At 51.7% G+C, this 17890-nt stretch carries 12 protein-coding genes; 10 read left to right on the top strand and 2 right to left on the bottom strand.

Going from position 1 to position 17890, the window contains the following annotated elements:
* Window positions 1–345 precede the first annotated feature (345 nt).
* The 9 genes from hpsA (at window position 346) to ACN4EK_RS17285 (ending at window position 13083) form a co-directional block, all read left to right on the top strand.
* On the top strand, window positions 346–5988 hold the full coding sequence (hpsA, locus tag ACN4EK_RS17325) for a hormogonium polysaccharide biosynthesis protein HpsA (protein ID WP_431659308.1): 5643 nt from the start codon (window positions 346–348) through the stop codon (window positions 5986–5988).
* 54 nt (window positions 5989–6042) lie between these two features.
* A complete protein-coding gene (locus tag ACN4EK_RS17320; RefSeq protein ID WP_431659307.1) occupies window positions 6043–6777 on the top strand; it encodes a type IV pilus modification PilV family protein in 735 nt (244 codons plus the stop codon).
* A 33-nt stretch (window positions 6778–6810) separates the two neighbouring features.
* A complete protein-coding gene (locus ACN4EK_RS17315; protein WP_431659306.1) occupies window positions 6811–7914 on the top strand; it encodes a PulJ/GspJ family protein in 1104 nt (367 codons plus the stop codon).
* A 42-nt stretch (window positions 7915–7956) separates the two neighbouring features.
* Window positions 7957–8544: a prepilin-type N-terminal cleavage/methylation domain-containing protein gene (locus ACN4EK_RS17310; RefSeq protein ID WP_431659305.1), complete on the top strand. Its 588-nt coding sequence runs from the start codon at window positions 7957–7959 to the stop codon at window positions 8542–8544.
* A 339-nt stretch (window positions 8545–8883) separates the two neighbouring features.
* Window positions 8884–9108 carry a DUF2949 domain-containing protein gene (locus ACN4EK_RS17305; protein ID WP_431659304.1) on the top strand — a complete coding sequence of 75 codons (225 nt, stop codon included), beginning with the start codon at window positions 8884–8886 and terminating at the stop codon, window positions 9106–9108.
* A gap of 65 nt (window positions 9109–9173) precedes the next feature.
* Window positions 9174–10376, top strand: a complete 1203-nt coding sequence (locus ACN4EK_RS17300) for an ABC transporter substrate-binding protein (protein WP_431659303.1) — start codon at window positions 9174–9176, stop codon at window positions 10374–10376.
* Window positions 10377–10381: 5 nt separating this feature from the next.
* Window positions 10382–11287: a tRNA (5-methylaminomethyl-2-thiouridine)(34)-methyltransferase MnmD gene (locus ACN4EK_RS17295; protein ID WP_431659302.1), complete on the top strand. Its 906-nt coding sequence runs from the start codon at window positions 10382–10384 to the stop codon at window positions 11285–11287.
* Window positions 11288–11475: 188 nt separating this feature from the next.
* Window positions 11476–12378 carry a metallophosphoesterase family protein gene (locus tag ACN4EK_RS17290; protein WP_431659301.1) on the top strand — a complete coding sequence of 301 codons (903 nt, stop codon included), beginning with the start codon at window positions 11476–11478 and terminating at the stop codon, window positions 12376–12378.
* Window positions 12379–12486: 108 nt separating this feature from the next.
* Window positions 12487–13083 (top strand): hypothetical protein, encoded by a 597-nt coding sequence (locus ACN4EK_RS17285; RefSeq protein WP_431659299.1) that lies wholly within the window; start codon window positions 12487–12489, stop codon window positions 13081–13083.
* Window positions 13084–13105: 22 nt separating this feature from the next.
* On the opposite strand, the gene ACN4EK_RS17280 is transcribed toward ACN4EK_RS17285, so the two are convergent.
* The gene (locus tag ACN4EK_RS17280) at window positions 13106–13897 is read right to left on the bottom strand and encodes an ion transporter (RefSeq protein ID WP_431659298.1); all 792 of its coding nucleotides are present in this window, start codon (window positions 13895–13897) and stop codon (window positions 13106–13108) included.
* A gap of 7 nt (window positions 13898–13904) precedes the next feature.
* Window positions 13905–15254 carry a pentapeptide repeat-containing protein gene (locus tag ACN4EK_RS17275; protein ID WP_431659297.1) on the bottom strand — a complete coding sequence of 450 codons (1350 nt, stop codon included), beginning with the start codon at window positions 15252–15254 and terminating at the stop codon, window positions 13905–13907.
* A gap of 377 nt (window positions 15255–15631) precedes the next feature.
* Here ACN4EK_RS17275 and ACN4EK_RS17270 point away from each other — a divergent pair.
* The coding region (locus tag ACN4EK_RS17270; RefSeq protein WP_431659296.1) for a PAS domain-containing sensor histidine kinase at window positions 15632–17890 on the top strand (2259 nt) is incomplete at its 3' end.

The following is a 17890-nucleotide window of genomic DNA, read 5'->3' as shown; positions in this document are numbered from 1 at the left end:
AAAATATCCGTAAATGCTCCGCGCGATCGTGATTTCCTCTATTAGGGAGTATTTTTACAGATTCCGGTACCCGTCTACGTCATTTCTTTATCTGGGCTATCCGTTAATCTTCTGAATACTTTTCACGGTTGGACGGACAGAACTGGTAACTTCCCTGTTGATGGTTGGTTGGTTGAGTTGTTAGCACTGTGAGCATCCACGCATTATTAGAAGTTTGTGAACCTTTCTAGAGGTTGTGGATCATAATTCATCTAGAAGCGGGAAACCGAGAGTCCCGTTTCTCAGGTGTGTCCCGTTGCCACTTTGCGATTCCTCGCTCATCCCGTATCGAATCAGGAAGCAGCCATGTCAGACCGCAAACTTGCCAAAGCCGCTCAGATCCTATTTAGACAAATCGGCAGGCTCTATCGAAGCTTAAGCAAAGGCGTGATCACCTGGCTTTTGCGGACAATGCTAGTCGTTCAGCGCCGCGATCGTCGGGCGATCGCAGGCTTTGTCTTGCCCACAACCATCTTGCTGATTCTGGTCGTCGCTTTAACGGCGGGAGCCATTACCTTCCGAGCCTTCAACAGCAGCACCCGCACCATTTCTGAAACCCAGAATCGGGTGATTTATAATGCCGCTACTCCAGCGATCGATCGAGCGCGGGCAAAACTAGAATTCCTGTTTGACGATAAAAAAGATAACCGCTATCCCGGTGGTGTGCCATCCGAGAACGTTTTAGCGTCAATGATGCTAAACAATGGGGCTACAGTCCGGGGTCGATCGGTGGCACCACTGCTAATTAGTGGGCGAGATGCTTATACCCTGGCGGATGAGACTCGGGTCGATATTAACGGGGATGGGGTAATTGATAATGCGTGGCGGTATCAGGATGCCAATACCAACTCCACGGTAATCTACTCAGTCAACTTCATGACCCCACCGGATGATACTGGGGCAAATGCGAAAAAAGGTTGGCAAAAGTTAATTGAGGCAACTGACACCACCAAAGCAAATGGGGTGAGAAGCACTGTCGCTGGGGCAACGGATAGTCAGTCATTTCCCCTAGTCCGAACCGGGCCTTTGAGTAATGCCAACGCCGTCACCTGCGGTCGGAACACCACAGGGCAGACCAACGTGGAAGGGGGCTGGTACGAAGATGCCACAAACACCGCTATTCTGCGGAAACGCTTCCAGGTCGATGCGCTGGTAATTCCCAATACGGCGGGCAATCCGGGAGCCGCCAGCAACTTTACCACCCTGGAGTTCGCGCAAGACCGCCAGTTAGACCGGGGCAACAAATGGGGAGCCTGGTTCCGCAATGACTTAGAAATCTTTCCGGGTCCTGCCTTCCAGTGGAATGGGGCGATGCACACAGAAGGTAGCCTGATCCTGGGAAACACCGCCTTTAGTGCTTACCTGATCAGTGCCCCTGCCTCCTGTCTGTATATTGAGTCAGCCTCTGAGATTACGGTGACTCAGCTAGAACCGACAGCACCGAGTCCGTCGAATCCCAGTCCGCCCAATAATGGCAACCCATTTTATGGGGTGATTGCCGCCGGTCGGGTGAATAACAATGCTTATGGTGGTAGCGCTCTGATCTATCCCCACCGGAACAACCCGATCGGGACTGGGATTGCCATGACCTCGGCAAACGATTGGGCAACAGGCAGTACTCCACTGGGTATTTCCCTGGATCCGGTTCAGATTGTTACCCGTGATGGCTATGTGGCTAGAAATGCGGATCCGGATAACTCCAGTAATTTAACGGTTAACCAAACGTTCCAGGGGCGGTTCCGGGCGAGTTATGAACCAGCCCCGTATGTGGATGATACCTACCGAGCCGACGATCGCTACGGCCCAAAACCAATCTACAAGAACAACACAACGGATGATAACGGGGACGGTACGCCGGACGGGGAAATTCCGTCTAGTGGTCAGGTCGGCGATCTGATTCCGAGTAGTAACACCCTGTTGGTCGCAAATACGGCGGCGGGGGCAGATGCCTCGCAGTTAGGGTTAGACGGCTACTGGGAACGACGAGCCCGCAACCAGGGCTTACGAATTCTCGTGGGTCAACGCCTGGAACTGGGTAATAGCTATGGCTGGGTGACCCCCCAATCCCGTACAGGCAAACCAGCACCCGTCTCCGGTCCACTTAATAACCCTGCCGCAAATGCTGCTTTTGTGCAGGCTTATCCACAACCTGCCCCAACGGCGACGGAAACGTACACGACTGTACGAAACAGAGTCTATGCTACGGGGGCGACTGGAGCCGCGATCGATATTGATGCCAGCGACAACGAAGGTGATCCCCTCTATCCACCCTATGGAACTACTCAGGTTTCCCATGAGGCGCGGCAGCGACGGGCGCTTCGGGATAACCCGGCGGCGGTGCAAGCGACAGCGGTTTATCATGCCGCCGTGAATCGCGATTACCCGATCGCCTGTATTGCCTCCACGACTCACCCTGGTTCACCCATTACCCTGCGGCAATCGATCAACTTTGTGCCGACTCGGTTTATTGATAGCACTCCAGCCACCGCCGGCGGCAGTGGCATTAATAGCGCTGCTACCACTGGCTTGTTGGTTGACTTCTTTAATGGTCGGGGTACCAATGGCTGGGAATTTGAAACGCCAGGGTTGACGCAAGCTGGATTTGAAGCTGCGATCAGTAGTCCCACCAGTTCCCTGCGAATTGCCTTACAAAACCTGGCAAACTTCGCTGGAGATCATATTAGTGATGCGCGGACAGGCGCCTTTCCCCCCACCCAGGAAGCAGGACAGATTCACCCCGATCCAGAACTGACGATGTGGGGGAACTTCTCGAATCTCCGACGGACTCTGGCTCGGCTCAATAGCACAGGCTACACCAATTTAAGTATTGCCGACAAAACCTATCTGCAAACGGCAGGCTGCACCCTGGGGATGCTGGCATACAACGTGGAGCAAGCCGATAAATTTGATCCGCGCAACTGGCGCAATGATAGCTCCAATGTCATGACGGATCTGTACTATTCCTTGATCCGGTTGATGAATGGGGATGTCAGTGATGGGGAAGTGCTGACTAGAGACCGTCTGGCAACCTATGGTTACAGTAATAGTGGAACTTTTCAGTTCAGTAACTATGAGCCGCGGGACTATGATCGCGTTCCGGCGGAAGCTTATTTGGGGGCACTGCGGGAACAAATTATTGCTGACGGCGGTTCTCCCAACGATCCTAAAATTCGGATGGCGGAGTTAATCTACACCCACTTCCAGATCCGGCGCGATCGTACCTATGGTTTCCGGGCTTCTCCTGCTGCCAATACCTGGAACTATAACCCCTATGTTACTAATTTCTTTGGTAAGGTGCAGCTCTGGTCGTCGGCATGTGATCCCAACCTCTTTGCCTTAAATGTCGATGCGGCGGCGCGGACAACAGGTGCGGCAGGTGCGGTGACAGGTAGCCCAGGTAGACCGGGTGGCGATCAGACCGTCAATCGAATGCGGTTAGCATTCTCCCGTTTGTGCGGTACGGTGATTCCTCCCGGTGCCACCCGCGAGTACCCCGGCGATCTCAATCTTCCGGCTCGGAGCAACAACGTTAATAATGTCACTGGTGCTGGCAGTAATAACAATCCTACCGGAACCACCTTTATTCCAATTAATACCGCCCCTACACCCAACACCTACGAACCTCGCCCTCAAGATATCTATGCAGACAAGGCACCTGCTGGCTTTTTGCAGGTTTTCCGGCAAACGAGTCCAACGAATGTCACGGTTGCACCTTACAACGCGCGTCCCTATGTGCAGGCAACCGTCGCCCCGAAGTGGCCCTCGTTGTACTATCTCTTCCCCAACTTTTCCCATCGTCATGCTGGGACTATTGAAACTATTGGGGGAGTCTGTGTCGATCATCGTCAGCCCAACGGCAGCTTACGGGCAGTCACAGGCTGTGCAGAATCGGGGAATACTGAAATTGCGGCGTTCCAGCCCTGGGCAGAACCTTACATCACCGATAGCTATGTCACAACGGCTAACGGATCTGTGACCTACGAGCCTGTGAACTCAGCGGCTCCATTGATCGCTGACCCGTTGCTCGCTACAGGCTATCCCGCCTCAGGCGTTAGCGCCAACTTTAATAATAACGCTGGCAATCTGATCACCTTCAACTATCAGACCTTTGATACGGCTCCGGTGGCTGAAAGCTCTCTGTCCGGTGTGGCACTGCGCCCCCGCAAGCTACCTGGAGCCTTCAACAATCCGCTGTTCCTGGATAGTAACCCCACCTGGCAGTTGCCTGTCACCACCTTAAGTGGCTCTTACCCAGCGCAGAACACCCCACCGAACCGGATTATGGCACCCAACGGGGCTAACGTCACAGGCACAGTGGCGGTGATTCCCTTCCTCGATCGCGTCCTGTTTAACGGTCGCGAATGGCTACCGACTCGGGTACTGGATATTGATTTAGGGATGCTGCGGCGGAACCGTCCCGCCAACCAGGTGGCAGGTGATGGCGATAACTACGCCCCGAATGATGTTTGGTTGCCCGTAAGTGGGATTGTCTATGCCTTCCGGGAAGATGCCACCCGCGAAGATGCGATCGCCCGTCCGGCGAGTGGCACTGCTACCAACGCCAGAGTCCCCGGTTCCGAAACCGATCCAGCCGTGACTAGCACTGGAACTCGCGGGATTTCCACCAAGTCGGTAGACTTTATTCCCGACCCCGATCGTCGTCCCCACGGGTTCCGGTTACGCAACGGCACCCAGTTAAAGCGCCATAGTGATATGGCAATCCCCGATACGGATAATGTCCGCGGTCTGTCGTTGTTTACAGACAACCCGGTCTACATTATGGGTGACTACAACCTGCATCAGACGGGTGGTGAGGATGTCGTCGGAACCCGGTTAGAAGAGTTTCTAGAAACCCTGCCGGATAATGCGGCTTACACTGAAGCCCAGTTTTATAACCGCTCGACGATCGATAACCGCTTTGCCGACCCGACCCAGGATCGTTGGCGACCTTCCGAAATCCTGGCAGATGCGATCTCGATCCTGTCGGATACCTTCTGTGATGGCAGTATCATGGATGGCTTTATGACGGCAGGGAACGGTTCTGGTGCTTCACTCAGTACTACAACGGATCCGAATGAAAGTCGTCCGGCTTCTGCACCGCTCAATGTCATCCGGGGGGTGTATCAACCGTCAACTGGCAATACTGGCGGCGGTGCCGTTTATAACAATACGAATGCTGCACTATTTGGTCCCGGTTGCACCACCACAGGTCGCACCTCGTTCTTAAATCAGAATCGCCCCTCTACGAATCCCCGACCTAATGGTGCTGACTTCCCACGCTGGTTCCGGGAAAACCCAACCGATAAATTCACGCCGATCCAGGTGTCTCGGAATGGTAATGGGATTATTGAGCAAGCGCCGCGATCGACCGCCCCATCAACTGCAACCGACACCCTGTTCTGGCAGAAGCCCGTCAGACCGACGGAGCATCCATCGACTGCCTACTACAACATTCGGAACAGTCCTTCAGATCCAGGCAACAATAATCGCCCCCTCCAAAATGCCCAAGATACTCGGGTTAACAGTATTGTCATCAGTGGTTCGGTGCCCTCCCAGGCTCGGCAGTCCTACGGTGGGCTGCACAACTTCCCACGCTTCTTAGAAACCTGGACGCGTCTGTGGTTTGCTGGAGCCTTCCTGCAATTGAACTTCAGCAACTACGCCACCTCTCCCTTTGATGCCGATGCTTGGGAACCGGGTGAAGCGACGGTTGATAATGAGATCATTGGGTATTATGCTCCGCCCAACCGGCTGTGGGGGTATGATGTCGCGTTGCAGTTAGCTCCGGCAGGTCCGGCGGCGAACCGATTTGTCACCCCCAGTAAGCAGCGCAACGAGTTCTACAATGAACCCGCCGTCAGCGATCCATATATGAAGAACCTGTGTCAGGCAATTCGGAGTAATCCTCCGGCTGGAACTAACCTGGCGAATCTGAGATGTCCTACCTAGTGTTGTCTGCCTTCGTCCGTACTGAACTCGTCATCCTCTGGAGGAACTGTCTCAATGTCTGCCCGTCTCCCCCGTTCTTGCCAACCGCCGATTCTGTCTAAGATCGGGTTGCTGCTGCTGGCTCAACGTATCCGAGGCAGCGATCGCGTCCAGGCTCCAGAGGCTGGCTTATCGCTGATTGAATGTTTAGTGGCGATCATTATTATCTCGATTACGGTGGTTGCCATTACTCCCCCAATCTTTCTGGCTACAGCGACTCGGATTCAGTCCCGACGGGCAGAGCAGGCGAATCAGATTGCCCAAGGAGAGATCGATCGCATCCGGGTGATTGTGGAACGGGGAAATTACACCACTACCGAACTCCCGGCGGCGGCGACTGGAGCGATCACAGCGATCGCGGCTGCCAGCCCTGCCACTGCCCTGAGTGGACCAGTCCTCTCCCCAGGAAACTGTGCAACTCGCTATCCGACGGCGACTCCCACACCCACCACCACCTTGATCCGGGTGGATGTAAATGGAGATTGCGTTCCTGAGTATGTCATGCAGGTGTTTCGGACAACGGGGTTAGCCCCCTCTGCCGCCGACCCACCCTTCTCCTTTGATATCGGGGTACGGGTCTATGCCTATTCTCCCGGAGAAACGCTACCCACCTTAGGAACTCAACGGAGCAGTTTAGTCATGGGCACCGGACGGCGGGATGCTGGAGTCAATCTTCGTCGTCCGTTAGCAGTGCTGTACTCCAAAGTGGCTCGGAATGATTCCAGTCGTACCCTTGATTTGCTGCGCTAATTGCTCCTTTTTGCTCATCCGATGGTAAAACCGATGGCTAGACATTTTTCCGTATCCCATTTGAAGCGGCGACTCTGGGCAACCCTGAGAGGACGAAGCAATGCTGGATTTACTCTGATTGAGTTACTGGTCGCCATTGTCATTGGTGGGCTAATTACCGTGGCACTGTTATCCCTGGTGGTTGATCTGACGGATGTTAACCTGAAGGACACGGGACGGACTGAGACTCAGCGCGATATGCAAGCGGCTCTGGACTATATTAGCCAGGATTTGCGGGGAGCCGTTTATGTGTATGATGGCACCTGCTTACAAGGAAATAGCTCTGGCTTAACCACCGCAAACTTCAACAGCAACTGTCCAGGGGTACTTTCCTATGTCCCTGCGACCCTGAGTGATGCTGATACAACTCCTGTCTTAGCCTTCTGGCGGGCTGACCCCCTACCCGATGGCATTGCTCGACTGTGCCGAACAGCCGCCGGTGTGAATAACACGACTCAAATTAATGCCCTGATTCAGAATGGAGTGCCTTGTATCGCTGGATATAGCTATTCGCTAGTGGTCTATGCGATCGATACAGAGAACGCAGGTAATCAATGGCAGGGACGAGCCAGACTGGTGCGCTATAAGTTAAGCCAGTATCCAGATAATTCGGCTCCCGCCACCGGTACGACCAATCCTGCCCAAACACCGGGTTGGGTCAATCCTCTGTCGCGTCCGACTTCCAAGTTTACCCAATGGCCGTTTATTCAAAATTCTTCCACGAACACCGTGTCGAATGGTCAATCAACCCGTCCAACGGGAGCGCCTGTAGCTCTGGTCGATTTCGTGGATGCCCCTCGCACTGGTGATCCGGCTCAACCAGTACCAATCTGTTATACGACAGGTGTTGCAGATAATCCCAGCAATACGGTAATCACTCCTAGTGCAGCTACGAATCGAGCCTTCTATGGCTGTGTCAGTAATGCAAGTGTTGCGGCGCAAGCTCAACCAACCAACCAGGAAGTATTACTCGTGCTGACTGGCAATGTGGCAGGACGGGCGGGTTTTCCGCTTAATACCGCCACCAATCAAGCCCGACTATTTCCGATTCAAACCCGAGTCCTGGTTCGAGGGATTATCAATAAAACACCGAGATAAGTTGGTTTGCCTGATGTAAGGTTGCTGTCCGGAGAGGAGACGATGAACAAGCGAATGTGGCGAAAGATGCAACGGCGGCAATCAACGGCAGGTTTTACCCTGCTTGAGATGCTGGTGTTAATGATCATTATTGGCGTATTGTTTGCGATCGCGGCTCCCGGTTGGGATGCCATCATTAGCCGTCAGCGCGTATCTACGGCGCGGGAACAGGTCGTGCAGGTCATTCGACAGGCTCAGAGCGAAGCCCGAACCAGCAAAACCCCACGATTAGTCGTGTTTGACCCTAACCCGAATGGTGTGCCTCGCGTGGCGCATGTGCCATTTCCCACCACCGATCCCCGTCCGTCCTTACCATTGAACCTTAATAACGTTGGTAACTGGCGGATATTAGGCAATGGCGATATTAAGCGGGGAGCGATTCAAATGACTAGCACTAGCCCCAGTCAGATAGTGATTGAGAGTGATGGTTCGATCGCCCAACCGCCAACGGTCAATGCCAGTCAACCTGCCAACTTTACCATCACCATTTCGCGGGCAAATGCTCCGGGGGATGGCACCAAGCGTTGTGCGATCGTGGCAACGCTGTTAGGGGCAATTCGCCAAGCTGAGGGTAGTAGCTGCAACATCTAGCCTAAAACTCGACTGAATCACCTCAAGCCAGGGAAGTGACCTTCTTTGGCTTTTATTTTTTCTTAAGGTTGTGATCTGGATTACTGAGAAATCTAACTTCTATTGGCTGCAAATCGGTCTTAGGGATGACCGAAATTCGGTAGGAAACAGGTGATATTACTAACATGGAGTTTACGAATTGTCACAATGAACTTGATTCACCTCACTGCTGATGCCTCGATCGTTAAAAACACTACGCATAAAGAGCTATTCATTGATCCATGATCTGTCCCCAGCTTTGTCACGCTAACGACGCAATAATCGCAATAATCGCAATTTAAAGATAATTTGGACTGAACTATGGCAATCGCATCAGAAGCTATCCACTCGCAATTAAGACACTTTCTCAAAGAAGAACTAGCAATTCCGGCTGATTCGATTCCCCTGGTCTTACAACATTGTGCTAAAACTCCTCATCGCCTCCCGGTAGTGCTTTGGCAACATCGTCTAGTCACCCTATCTCAACTAGACCGTATCTTTACCTGGCTGAGCGATCGCTACCCCACCAGACAATCCCAAGCTTGAGAGTAGAGAATTATTTTTGTTAGGCAGATTTTTCTGTAGGATACAGAAGATCTCTGCTCTCAACCATGAACCGTTTAGTGATATCGGCGCTGGCTGGTCTGCTACTCACCGCCTGTAGAGATCGAGCCTCCTTGCCAGGAAACCAAACTGAAAGTCCGACCCGTCAGGGAATGATTGTGATTCCGATCGGGGTCGCTTTGGCGCAAACGAGTAATCTGGCATTGTTAGGGCAGGAGTCCGTCAATGGAGCCAGGTTAGCCGAGCAATACTTTAATGCTCAGGGTGGCATTCGGGGTACACCGATTAAGCTAGTTTTTCAGGATGCCGGTGGCGATGAAGCCGGAGCCATTAATGCGTTTCAAACCTTAATTACTAAAGATAGAGTCGTCGGTATTGTTGGGCCGTCTTCCTCACAGCAAGCCTTCAGTGCTAATCCGATCGCCGATCGTGCCCAAGTTCCTGTCGTTGGACCGACGAATACTGCGAAGGGAGTGCCGGAAATTGGCGAGTTCATTACTCGGGTTGCCTCCCCGGTCACGGTGTTGGCACCCAATTCCCTCAAGGCAGCGCTTAAACTCAAGCCTAACCTTCGTCGAGTGGCTGTGTTTTACGCGCAGAATGATGCGTTTAGCCAATCGGAAACAGCAATTTTCCAGCAAGCCATTCAGGAACAAGGGTTAGAAATTATTACGGTGCAGAAATTTCAAACCACGGATGCTGACTTTCAAACCCAGGCAACGGCTGCGATCAACCTGAAGCCAGATTTGTTGGTGATCTCTGGTCTAGCCGCCGATAGCGGCAATTTAGTGCGGCAAATCCGGGAATTGGGTTACGCCGGATTAATCGTCGGGGGCAATGGTTTCAACACGCCAAATATTTTTCCCTTATGCAAACAGCTATGTGATGGTGTGCTGGTTGCCCAGGCATACAGTCCCGAACATGACAATGCGATCAATCGATCGTTTCGGCAGGCTTACGTCAAGCAATATCAAAAAGATCCGCCTCAATTTAGTGCCCAGGGATTTACAGCCGTTCAGGTGATGGTGGAAGCTTTAAAGGCAGTTGATCAGCAGCGATCGCTGCGTCAGTTATCGTTGCCAGAACTGCGAACGGCTTTAAATCAACAAATTTTGGCGAGTCGCTACGATACGCCCTTGGGTAAAATTGCGTTTACGTCAGTGGGTGAAGTGGTACAGGAAAAATTCTATGTGGCGCAAATTCGGATGAATCCGGATGGGAAGAATGGCAAGTTTGTATTTTTGCAATAGTTGGCATGGCGATAGAAGACACACTCACCTGGACACCCCAGCCAACCGAAGACGGCTCGTTTACCCTGTTCTCCACCGAGTTTGGCGAAACCTTTCATAGTGATCAGGGCGCACGATCGGAAGCCTTACTCAAATTTGCCCAGGCAACTGAGTTAGCCCACCGATCACAGCAGGACTCCCTCCGTTTACTGGATGTGTGTTATGGCTTGGGTTATAACACTGCCGCCGCACTAGAAACCATTTGGAGCGTTAATCCCGATTGTCGGGTAGAAGTGGTCGGCTTAGAGTTAGATGCCACCGTTCCCCGAGCGGCGATCGTGCCACCGTTAATCGATGCCTGGACACCAACCACTCAAGCCATTCTGAGGACGATCGCCCTGGAACATCACTGCACCACTCCTCGCCTCCAGGCGCAGTTATTCCTGGGGGATGCCCGTCAAACGATTCAAGCATTGGCGACATCTGGGTTTTTAGCTGACGCGATTTTCTTTGATCCGTTTTCGCCCCGCCGTTGTCCCCAGTTATGGACGGTCGAATTTTTCACGCAGGTCGCCCGTTGTCTATCACCGACTGGAAAATTAGCAACCTATTCCCGATCTGCCTGTGTGCGATCGGCCATGCTGGCGGCGGGATTCAAGATTGGCACAATTCCACTGAGCGAGCGATCGGCTGACCAGACCCTACTATCCCATGAGTGGTCAGATGGTACTGTAGCCGCGTTTGAGTCGAGTTCTCTCCATCCCTTGTCACCAATGGAACAGGAACATTTACACACACGGGCGGCCATTCCCTACCGTGACCCAACCTTGCAGGATACAGCCCCGACGATTCTAGAACGACATGATCAGGAACAACAAACGTCAACGTTAGAATCAACCTCAAGTTGGCGACGACGGTGGGGGATTCGTTGAAGGGCTACTGTGTATACACATCTTCTTGACCACCTGAAAATTCTGCATCTTGCCCCCCTAGCCCCCCAATTCTGGGGGGAACTCAGGATTCAAAGTCCCCCAGAATTGGGGGATTTAGGGGGCGAAGAGCACTCAAACGAAGTCCGATTTGAATTGTGTATACACGGTAGGTTGAAGGGAGAGGATGCATGAGACTGAGACGACGAGAATTTTTGCTGCTAACGGGGCTGGCCAGTGGTTTAGGCTTGGCAGGGTTAGGGAAATGGTTGACGACCTATCAGATGAATAGTGATGCGGCAACCCCACTGCCCCCTTCTAGAGCAACTACGAAACCATTACTGCGGTTTGTCGCGATCGCGGATACCGGAACGGGTGGGAGCGAACAGTATGCGGTAGCAGAGGCAATGACCCGCTTTCATCAACGACAGCCGTTTCCCTTAGTGGTGCTGGCGGGGGACAATATTTATACCAATGGTGAAATTGAGAAAGTCAACGCGGTGTTTGAGCGTCCCTATCAAGCGTTATTGCAACGGGGTGTGAAAGTTCATGCCTGTCTGGGCAACCATGACATCCGGACTGCCAATGGAGAACCCCAAATTCGCTATCCCGGCTTTAATATGCAGGGACGATACTACACCTTTCGTCGCGGGACAGTCCAGTTTTTTGCCCTGGATACTAACCCGAATGCCGATTGGCACAATCAACTTCCCTGGTTAGAACAGGAATTGCGTCAGAGTCAGGCTCCGTGGAAGGTTGTATTTGGGCATCATCCCCTCTATTCCTCGGGCAGGTATGGCTCCAATTCAGCCTTGATCGATGCCTTAACGCCCCTGTTCAAAACCTATCGCGTCCAACTCTATATCAATGGACATGAACATAGTTATGAACGCACTGAAGCCATTGATGGCACAACATATTTGATTGTGGGGAATGCTGGAGCCGCCTTACGGTCTGTGGGACGATCGCCCTGGACAGAACGGGCAGCATCACGATATGGATTTACAGTGCTGGAAGTATATCCCGATTTCATCGAAGTGACGGCTGTGGGGACGGATGAGCAACTGTTCGATCGCGGCAGTATTGACCTGTAGACTTGCCTCATCCAGTCTTGCTGCTCAGCGGGTTCTGCAACCCAGATTCTTTGCCGAAATAATCATAGATGTGTCACATTAATTTTTAGTATCGTCCCGAGATCTGCCATGTCCTTCTCCACTGTGCCATCTTCAACCGGCAATTCCTCCCCTTCCATGCTGAAAGTGTTGGCATCTCGCGATCAATATCGGGCTTGCCATATTCGCTTACCCGGTGATGATCACCGCATGGCAGCGGTTTTGGTCGAGGGCAAATTCTATAGCCTACTGAAAATTGTCAAAGAACCACAGAAGGCGCTGAAAATTTGTAATTTGATGATTGCCAAAGGTCGGCAGCTTGTTGTTACTAAAACCACCAAAGGAGTCGCGATCTGGATGTATGAACCCGATGCGATCGTGGACTCCCGCACCCAGAAGCATTTACAAGCCCCGCGATCGGCGGCGACGGAATTACGCAGTGACAGTTTTGTGCCTCCAGGTCAATATCAAACTTGCTATATTCGGGTGGCAGATCTCGACGATCGCCTAGAGGCGATCCATTACAATGGTCGGTACTATAGTCTGTTCAAAATCACGGAAACTCGCCAACACGCTCTGGAACTTGGGAGCAAACTGCAACGCCGAGGGGATGCAGCGGTGATGACTCAAACCAGTCAGAGGTATTGCCTTTGGGTATGGGAACCAGATGCCCGTCCAGTGGTATAGCGATATGATTGCTGTTCCAGCATCACTGGGAAGATTGAGAGGTTTCTAATGCCTGACCACAGGCTTTGCAGAAGTGGGCATCGGCATCATGGAACGCTAAACCACATTGAGTACAGGTAATTTCTACCTGGTTTGCCGTTTTTACCAGCCGTTTGATCAGATCACCTAACTGCCAGGGAATTAAGGCAATTCCCGTCAGGATCATCAAAATCGTCAGCAGTCGTCCAGCCTGCGAGATTGGTGTCACATCCCCAAACCCAACAGTGGTCATGGTGGCAACCGAAAAGTAGACCGCATCCAGAAACGTGCCAAAAACGGCGGCATTTTTAGGGTGTTCGACCTGATAAATCAGTCCCGAAAACACAAAGATGATGATAAATAGGGTAAGTAAAATCCGAGCAACGATCGCGCTATCTTCGCGGCTGACATAACCGACAATCGTTTTACCTTCAATAAACCGCAGTAGGCGGAGAATCCGAAACCAGCGAAATACTCGAATAAACGTGGTATCTAATGCCCCAATGAAAAAGGGCAACACTGCCAGCAAATCAATAATTGAATATAAGCTAACCAGATGACGCAGTTTGTGGTCAGCACACCAGAGTCGGAGGAGATATTCGATCGCAAATACGCACAGAATCGCTTGATTGATCCAGTCGAGCGTCAGGCGAATTGAGTCGGGTAAACTGTAGGTTTGGGCAACAAAAATAGCGGAGGATAGTAAGACTAACCCAGTGATGGTAATATCAACTGCCCTACCTCGCGGCGTATCAATATCGTTCAGATAAAACCCAATCTTCTCTCGCAGTTGCATGAGTCGATTAACGTCCCAATTTGTTGGGGATCCCTTCACACCCACCGGGAATCGTGCGTCGGGTTTTAGCACCACCCCAGGCACAGCAGTAATACCGTTGTTCATCCGAGAGTTGCAAGACTCCGGTAAAGTCTGCGCCTTCGATCACGGCTCCCGTGTGGATGCCACGCTGATAATCTGGTAGTTCAGTCCGGCTGCGGGGGGTAGCATCCTGAGCTTTGCCATAGAAGAACTTGGCTCCATTTAAATCAGCTCCCCGCAAAGTGACATCACACAGAATTGTGCGAACTAAATTGGCTTTAACCAAATCACACCGACTCAGATCGGCTCGGATTAGATTAGCATCACTTAAGTCTGTCCACCGCAGATCCGTACCCGACAGGTCAGCCCCTGCCAACATCACGCCCAAATCAATCACCCGCACCCCATACAGCCGATCCTCCGCATAGCCACCTGTGCCATCAAAAATTGCCCGTCCTAACCGCCGATCGCGCTTGAGGGGACTTAATAACCGAGCCCGACTGAGGAACCGGATAATCTTGGCTTTGCCCCCCGCATCTACACTGCTCATAATGGCAGCCGTTCGGGCTTCCGCGATCGCCCGTTCCTGGGGCCAGTCCTCCAGCAGTCCCTCTTCATCCAGTACCAGGTCAGACACTCCCTGGAAGTAGGTATCGATCGTTTGTTGTTGAGTAATCGTATTTTGTTGAATCGTCAGATCTTTGGAGATCACGTATTGTCTCCAGGCAATATAGACGGCGAGAACAGCGATCAAAATTTGTCCCAGGGCACCCAGAACATCCCCCAACGCTCCCACCACATCCCAATCGAGTGGGCCTAGTGTTCGTCCCAGCCAGCTATAAAACCCCAGGAATCTGAGTAAGCCTAAGGCTGCCAGCAGACCACACGTGCTGCCTAAGAGAATGCCGCGTTCCTGGATAGGAATGGTTTCTAGCACCTGCCGAAAGGGTAGCCAGAGCAATTGTAAGGAGATCAGCAGTGCCACGATCGACCCAGCCAGCCCCAGCCAAGCATTATTGAGCACCAGTCCGACCACCATAATCCCGATCGCAACCAGCAGGATGAGGGATTGGGGAGACTGATTCGCCGTCGATCGAGCCAAATCACTGTTCGGTGACAAAGCTTGCCGCAACAAGCGACTTTGCAAGCGGGAAACCGTTTTTTCCGATGTTAGAACCGATGCCTCGGCGAGGCGGGATGCCAACGATGGCGATCGGGATTGTCCATTTCCATCGTTACTCGTCAGGTCGTTTCCTGGGACAACAGGGTCAGCCGCTTGATGTGCTGCCGCCGATTCTGGAGAACCTGGCTCCGGCGAGTTAGGGTTTGCAGCCATGCGTGTTTGATCAGGCAAATGGTTGAGTGTATGCCCTATCTTAGCCTTTCAACGGATTTCTCTTCCCCCAAGTTGACCACAGGTTCCCCTGTCTGACCCAATACCATCGAGTCATGCCCCACTGGGACAGATGGTGTATATAAATTTTCTTATAAGAAAAATTTTGCTCACGTAGCTTCTAGTTAATCTGGGCACTATAGAGATATCTATTTAGAAATTTCTTAGAAGTTTCACTGAATTTTCTATTTCAGCAACTTTACGGAGCTGGAGGCGATCGTTCTTGAACTGGAATTTTATTGGTGGCTAATCAGCAAACTATCTACGATCGACTGGAGTTCATTTGGCGTGTCCTGCTCAGGACAACAGGCTAGAGAGATATGCTAGAGCTTTTGCAAATCCTGTTTAATTCGGATGCATTTATTCCCCATGGACATTGCTACCTGTGGAAGCCCGGTTTAGTTGGGCTGCATTTGTTAGCGGATAGCCTGATCGCCCTGGCTTACTTTTCGATTCCGCTCAGCCTGCTCTATTTCATCCATAAACGTCGTGATGTTCCTTTTAACGGCATACTTCTGTTATTTAGTAGCTTTATTATTAGTTGTGGCATCACCCATGTCTTGGAAATTTGGACGCTTTGGCATCCTACCTATTGGCTATCGGGATTAAGCAAAGCCGTTACAGCATTCGTGTCTGTGTATACGGCGATCGCATTGGTATCATTAATTCCTCACGCTCTGGTGCTACCTGGTTTAGCTGTTACAAATCAAGTCCTGGAAGCGGAAATTGCGGAACGGCGAAAAACTGAAGCAGCGTTACGGGAGAGTGAAGCCCGGTTTCAGGCATTTATGGACAATAGCCCCACAGCATCCTGGATTACTAATGAGATGGGGCAACTGGTTTATATCAGCCAGACCTACTCCCAGGTGTTTCAAATTCCGGCGGATTATGTGCCCCAAAAAACGGATGTCACGCTTTATCCCAGCGACCTGAGGCAACAATATCTGCAAAATATTCAACAGGTGGTGCAAAGTCGGTCAGTCCTAAAAGCGATCGAGTTAGCCCCAACTCAAGCTGGCACGATCGGGCAATTTTTGGTTTACAAGTTTCCGATCGAGACGTTATCTGGACAGTGTTTAGTCGGGGGAGTCGCGATCGATATTACGGAGCAAGTTCGAGCCGAACAGGCGCTTCACGAATTAAATCAAGACCTGGAAGCCCGCATTGAACAGCGCACGATCGCCCTACAGGAGAGCCAAGCCCAACTACTAGCCATTACCAGTCTGCAACAGGCAATTCTCGATGGTACGGATTACTCAATTATCTCGACTGATCCGAACGGCACCATTCAGACCTTTAATGCGGCGGCTCAAAAAATGTTGGGGTATACCGCCGATGAAGTGATTGGTCAAATCACGCCGGAGCGCATCCATGATTCCCAGGAAGTGGAGCAACGGGCAGATCTACTGTCCGCCGAGTTAAATACAACCATTCCACCAGGCTTTGAGGTGTTTGTGGCTCAAGCTCAGCGAGGGATCACCAGCGAGGCAGAATGGACATATATCCGCAAGGATGGTTCTCGGTTTCCGGTGTTGCTATCTGTAACCGCATTACGCGATGCCACAGCCCAAATTATTGGGTTTCTCGGGATTGCCAAAGACATTACTCGCCAAAAACAGCTAGAAGCCCAAGCCCGCAAGAATGCTGCCCACCTGTTGGCGGCTCAACGCATTGCCCATCTTGGGAGTTGGGAGTTTGATCTACAGACTCAAGAAGTGCTCTGGTCAGAAGAAGTGTTTCGCCTGTTCGGACGAGATTTAGCCGCAGGCAATCCCACATTTGCCGAGGTACAACAAGCCGTTCACCCGGACGATCGCCATCACTATGACCAAGCCGTTCATGCCGCCGTTGCCAGCCAACAATCCTATGAGATTGAGTTTCGGGTTTACCACTCTGATGGGACGTTACGTTACTTACAGGGGCGGGGTGAACCGGTGTTGAACTCCCAAGGACAATTAGTGCGTCTGGTCGGAACCATTTTAGATATCACCGATCGCAAACAGAAAGAAGCCCAACTCCGGCACACAAATGAACAATTGGCGCAAACCAATATGGAATTAGCCCGAGCCACCCGGATGAAGGATGAGTTTTTAGCCAACATGAGTCATGAACTCCGGACACCGCTCAACGCCATTTTGGGATTATCAGAAGGGCTTCAGGATCAGGTATTCGGTAATCTAAATGCCAAGCAAATTAAAGCCTTAGGCACGATCGAGCGGAGTGGACGACATCTACTAGAACTGATTAACGACATCTTAGATCTAGCCAAAATTGAATCCGGCAAACTGGAATTACAACTGAGTCCCGTGTCGGTTAAGAGCCTATGTGATGCCAGCCTGATGTTTGTCAAAGAGTTGGCACTGAAGAAAAACATTCAAATCACCACCCAAATTCCTGATGATCTCCATGCTGTTCAGGCAGACGATCGGCGCTTACGCCAGGTTCTCATCAACCTCCTCAGCAACGCCGTCAAATTCACACCCGATTCCGGTTCTATCCGATTAGCAGTTCATCTCGAACCATTTGACTCCCCCTCTTCCCCAGCCTCCTCATCTTCCCCCTGTCTCTTATACACATCT

It is taken from the genome of Pantanalinema rosaneae CENA516, from assembly GCF_050753385.1.
Lineage (GTDB): Bacteria > Cyanobacteriota > Cyanobacteriia > Leptolyngbyales > Leptolyngbyaceae > Pantanalinema > Pantanalinema rosaneae.
Note: the sequence above shows the minus strand (reverse complement) of the source record. Positions and strands in the feature narration are given on the sequence as shown.

Bases quoted from the DNA above. Each gene is read 5' to 3' on its own strand.
- ACN4EK_RS17285 (WP_431659299.1), top strand. From the start codon at position 12,487: ATGTCCTTCTCCACTGTGCCATCTTCAACCGGCAATTCCTCCCCTTCC.
- ACN4EK_RS17275 (WP_431659297.1), bottom strand. From the start codon at position 15,254: ATGGCTGCAAACCCTAACTCGCCGGAGCCAGGTTCTCCAGAATCGGCG.
- ACN4EK_RS17295 (WP_431659302.1), top strand. From the start codon at position 10,382: ATGGCGATAGAAGACACACTCACCTGGACACCCCAGCCAACCGAAGAC.
- ACN4EK_RS17290 (WP_431659301.1), top strand. From the start codon at position 11,476: ATGAGACTGAGACGACGAGAATTTTTGCTGCTAACGGGGCTGGCCAGT.
- ACN4EK_RS17310 (WP_431659305.1), top strand. From the start codon at position 7,957: ATGAACAAGCGAATGTGGCGAAAGATGCAACGGCGGCAATCAACGGCA.
- ACN4EK_RS17305 (WP_431659304.1), top strand. From the start codon at position 8,884: ATGGCAATCGCATCAGAAGCTATCCACTCGCAATTAAGACACTTTCTC.
- ACN4EK_RS17280 (WP_431659298.1), bottom strand. From the start codon at position 13,897: ATGCAACTGCGAGAGAAGATTGGGTTTTATCTGAACGATATTGATACG.
- hpsA (WP_431659308.1), top strand. From the start codon at position 346: ATGTCAGACCGCAAACTTGCCAAAGCCGCTCAGATCCTATTTAGACAA.
- ACN4EK_RS17300 (WP_431659303.1), top strand. From the start codon at position 9,174: ATGAACCGTTTAGTGATATCGGCGCTGGCTGGTCTGCTACTCACCGCC.
- ACN4EK_RS17320 (WP_431659307.1), top strand. From the start codon at position 6,043: ATGTCTGCCCGTCTCCCCCGTTCTTGCCAACCGCCGATTCTGTCTAAG.
- ACN4EK_RS17315 (WP_431659306.1), top strand. From the start codon at position 6,811: ATGGCTAGACATTTTTCCGTATCCCATTTGAAGCGGCGACTCTGGGCA.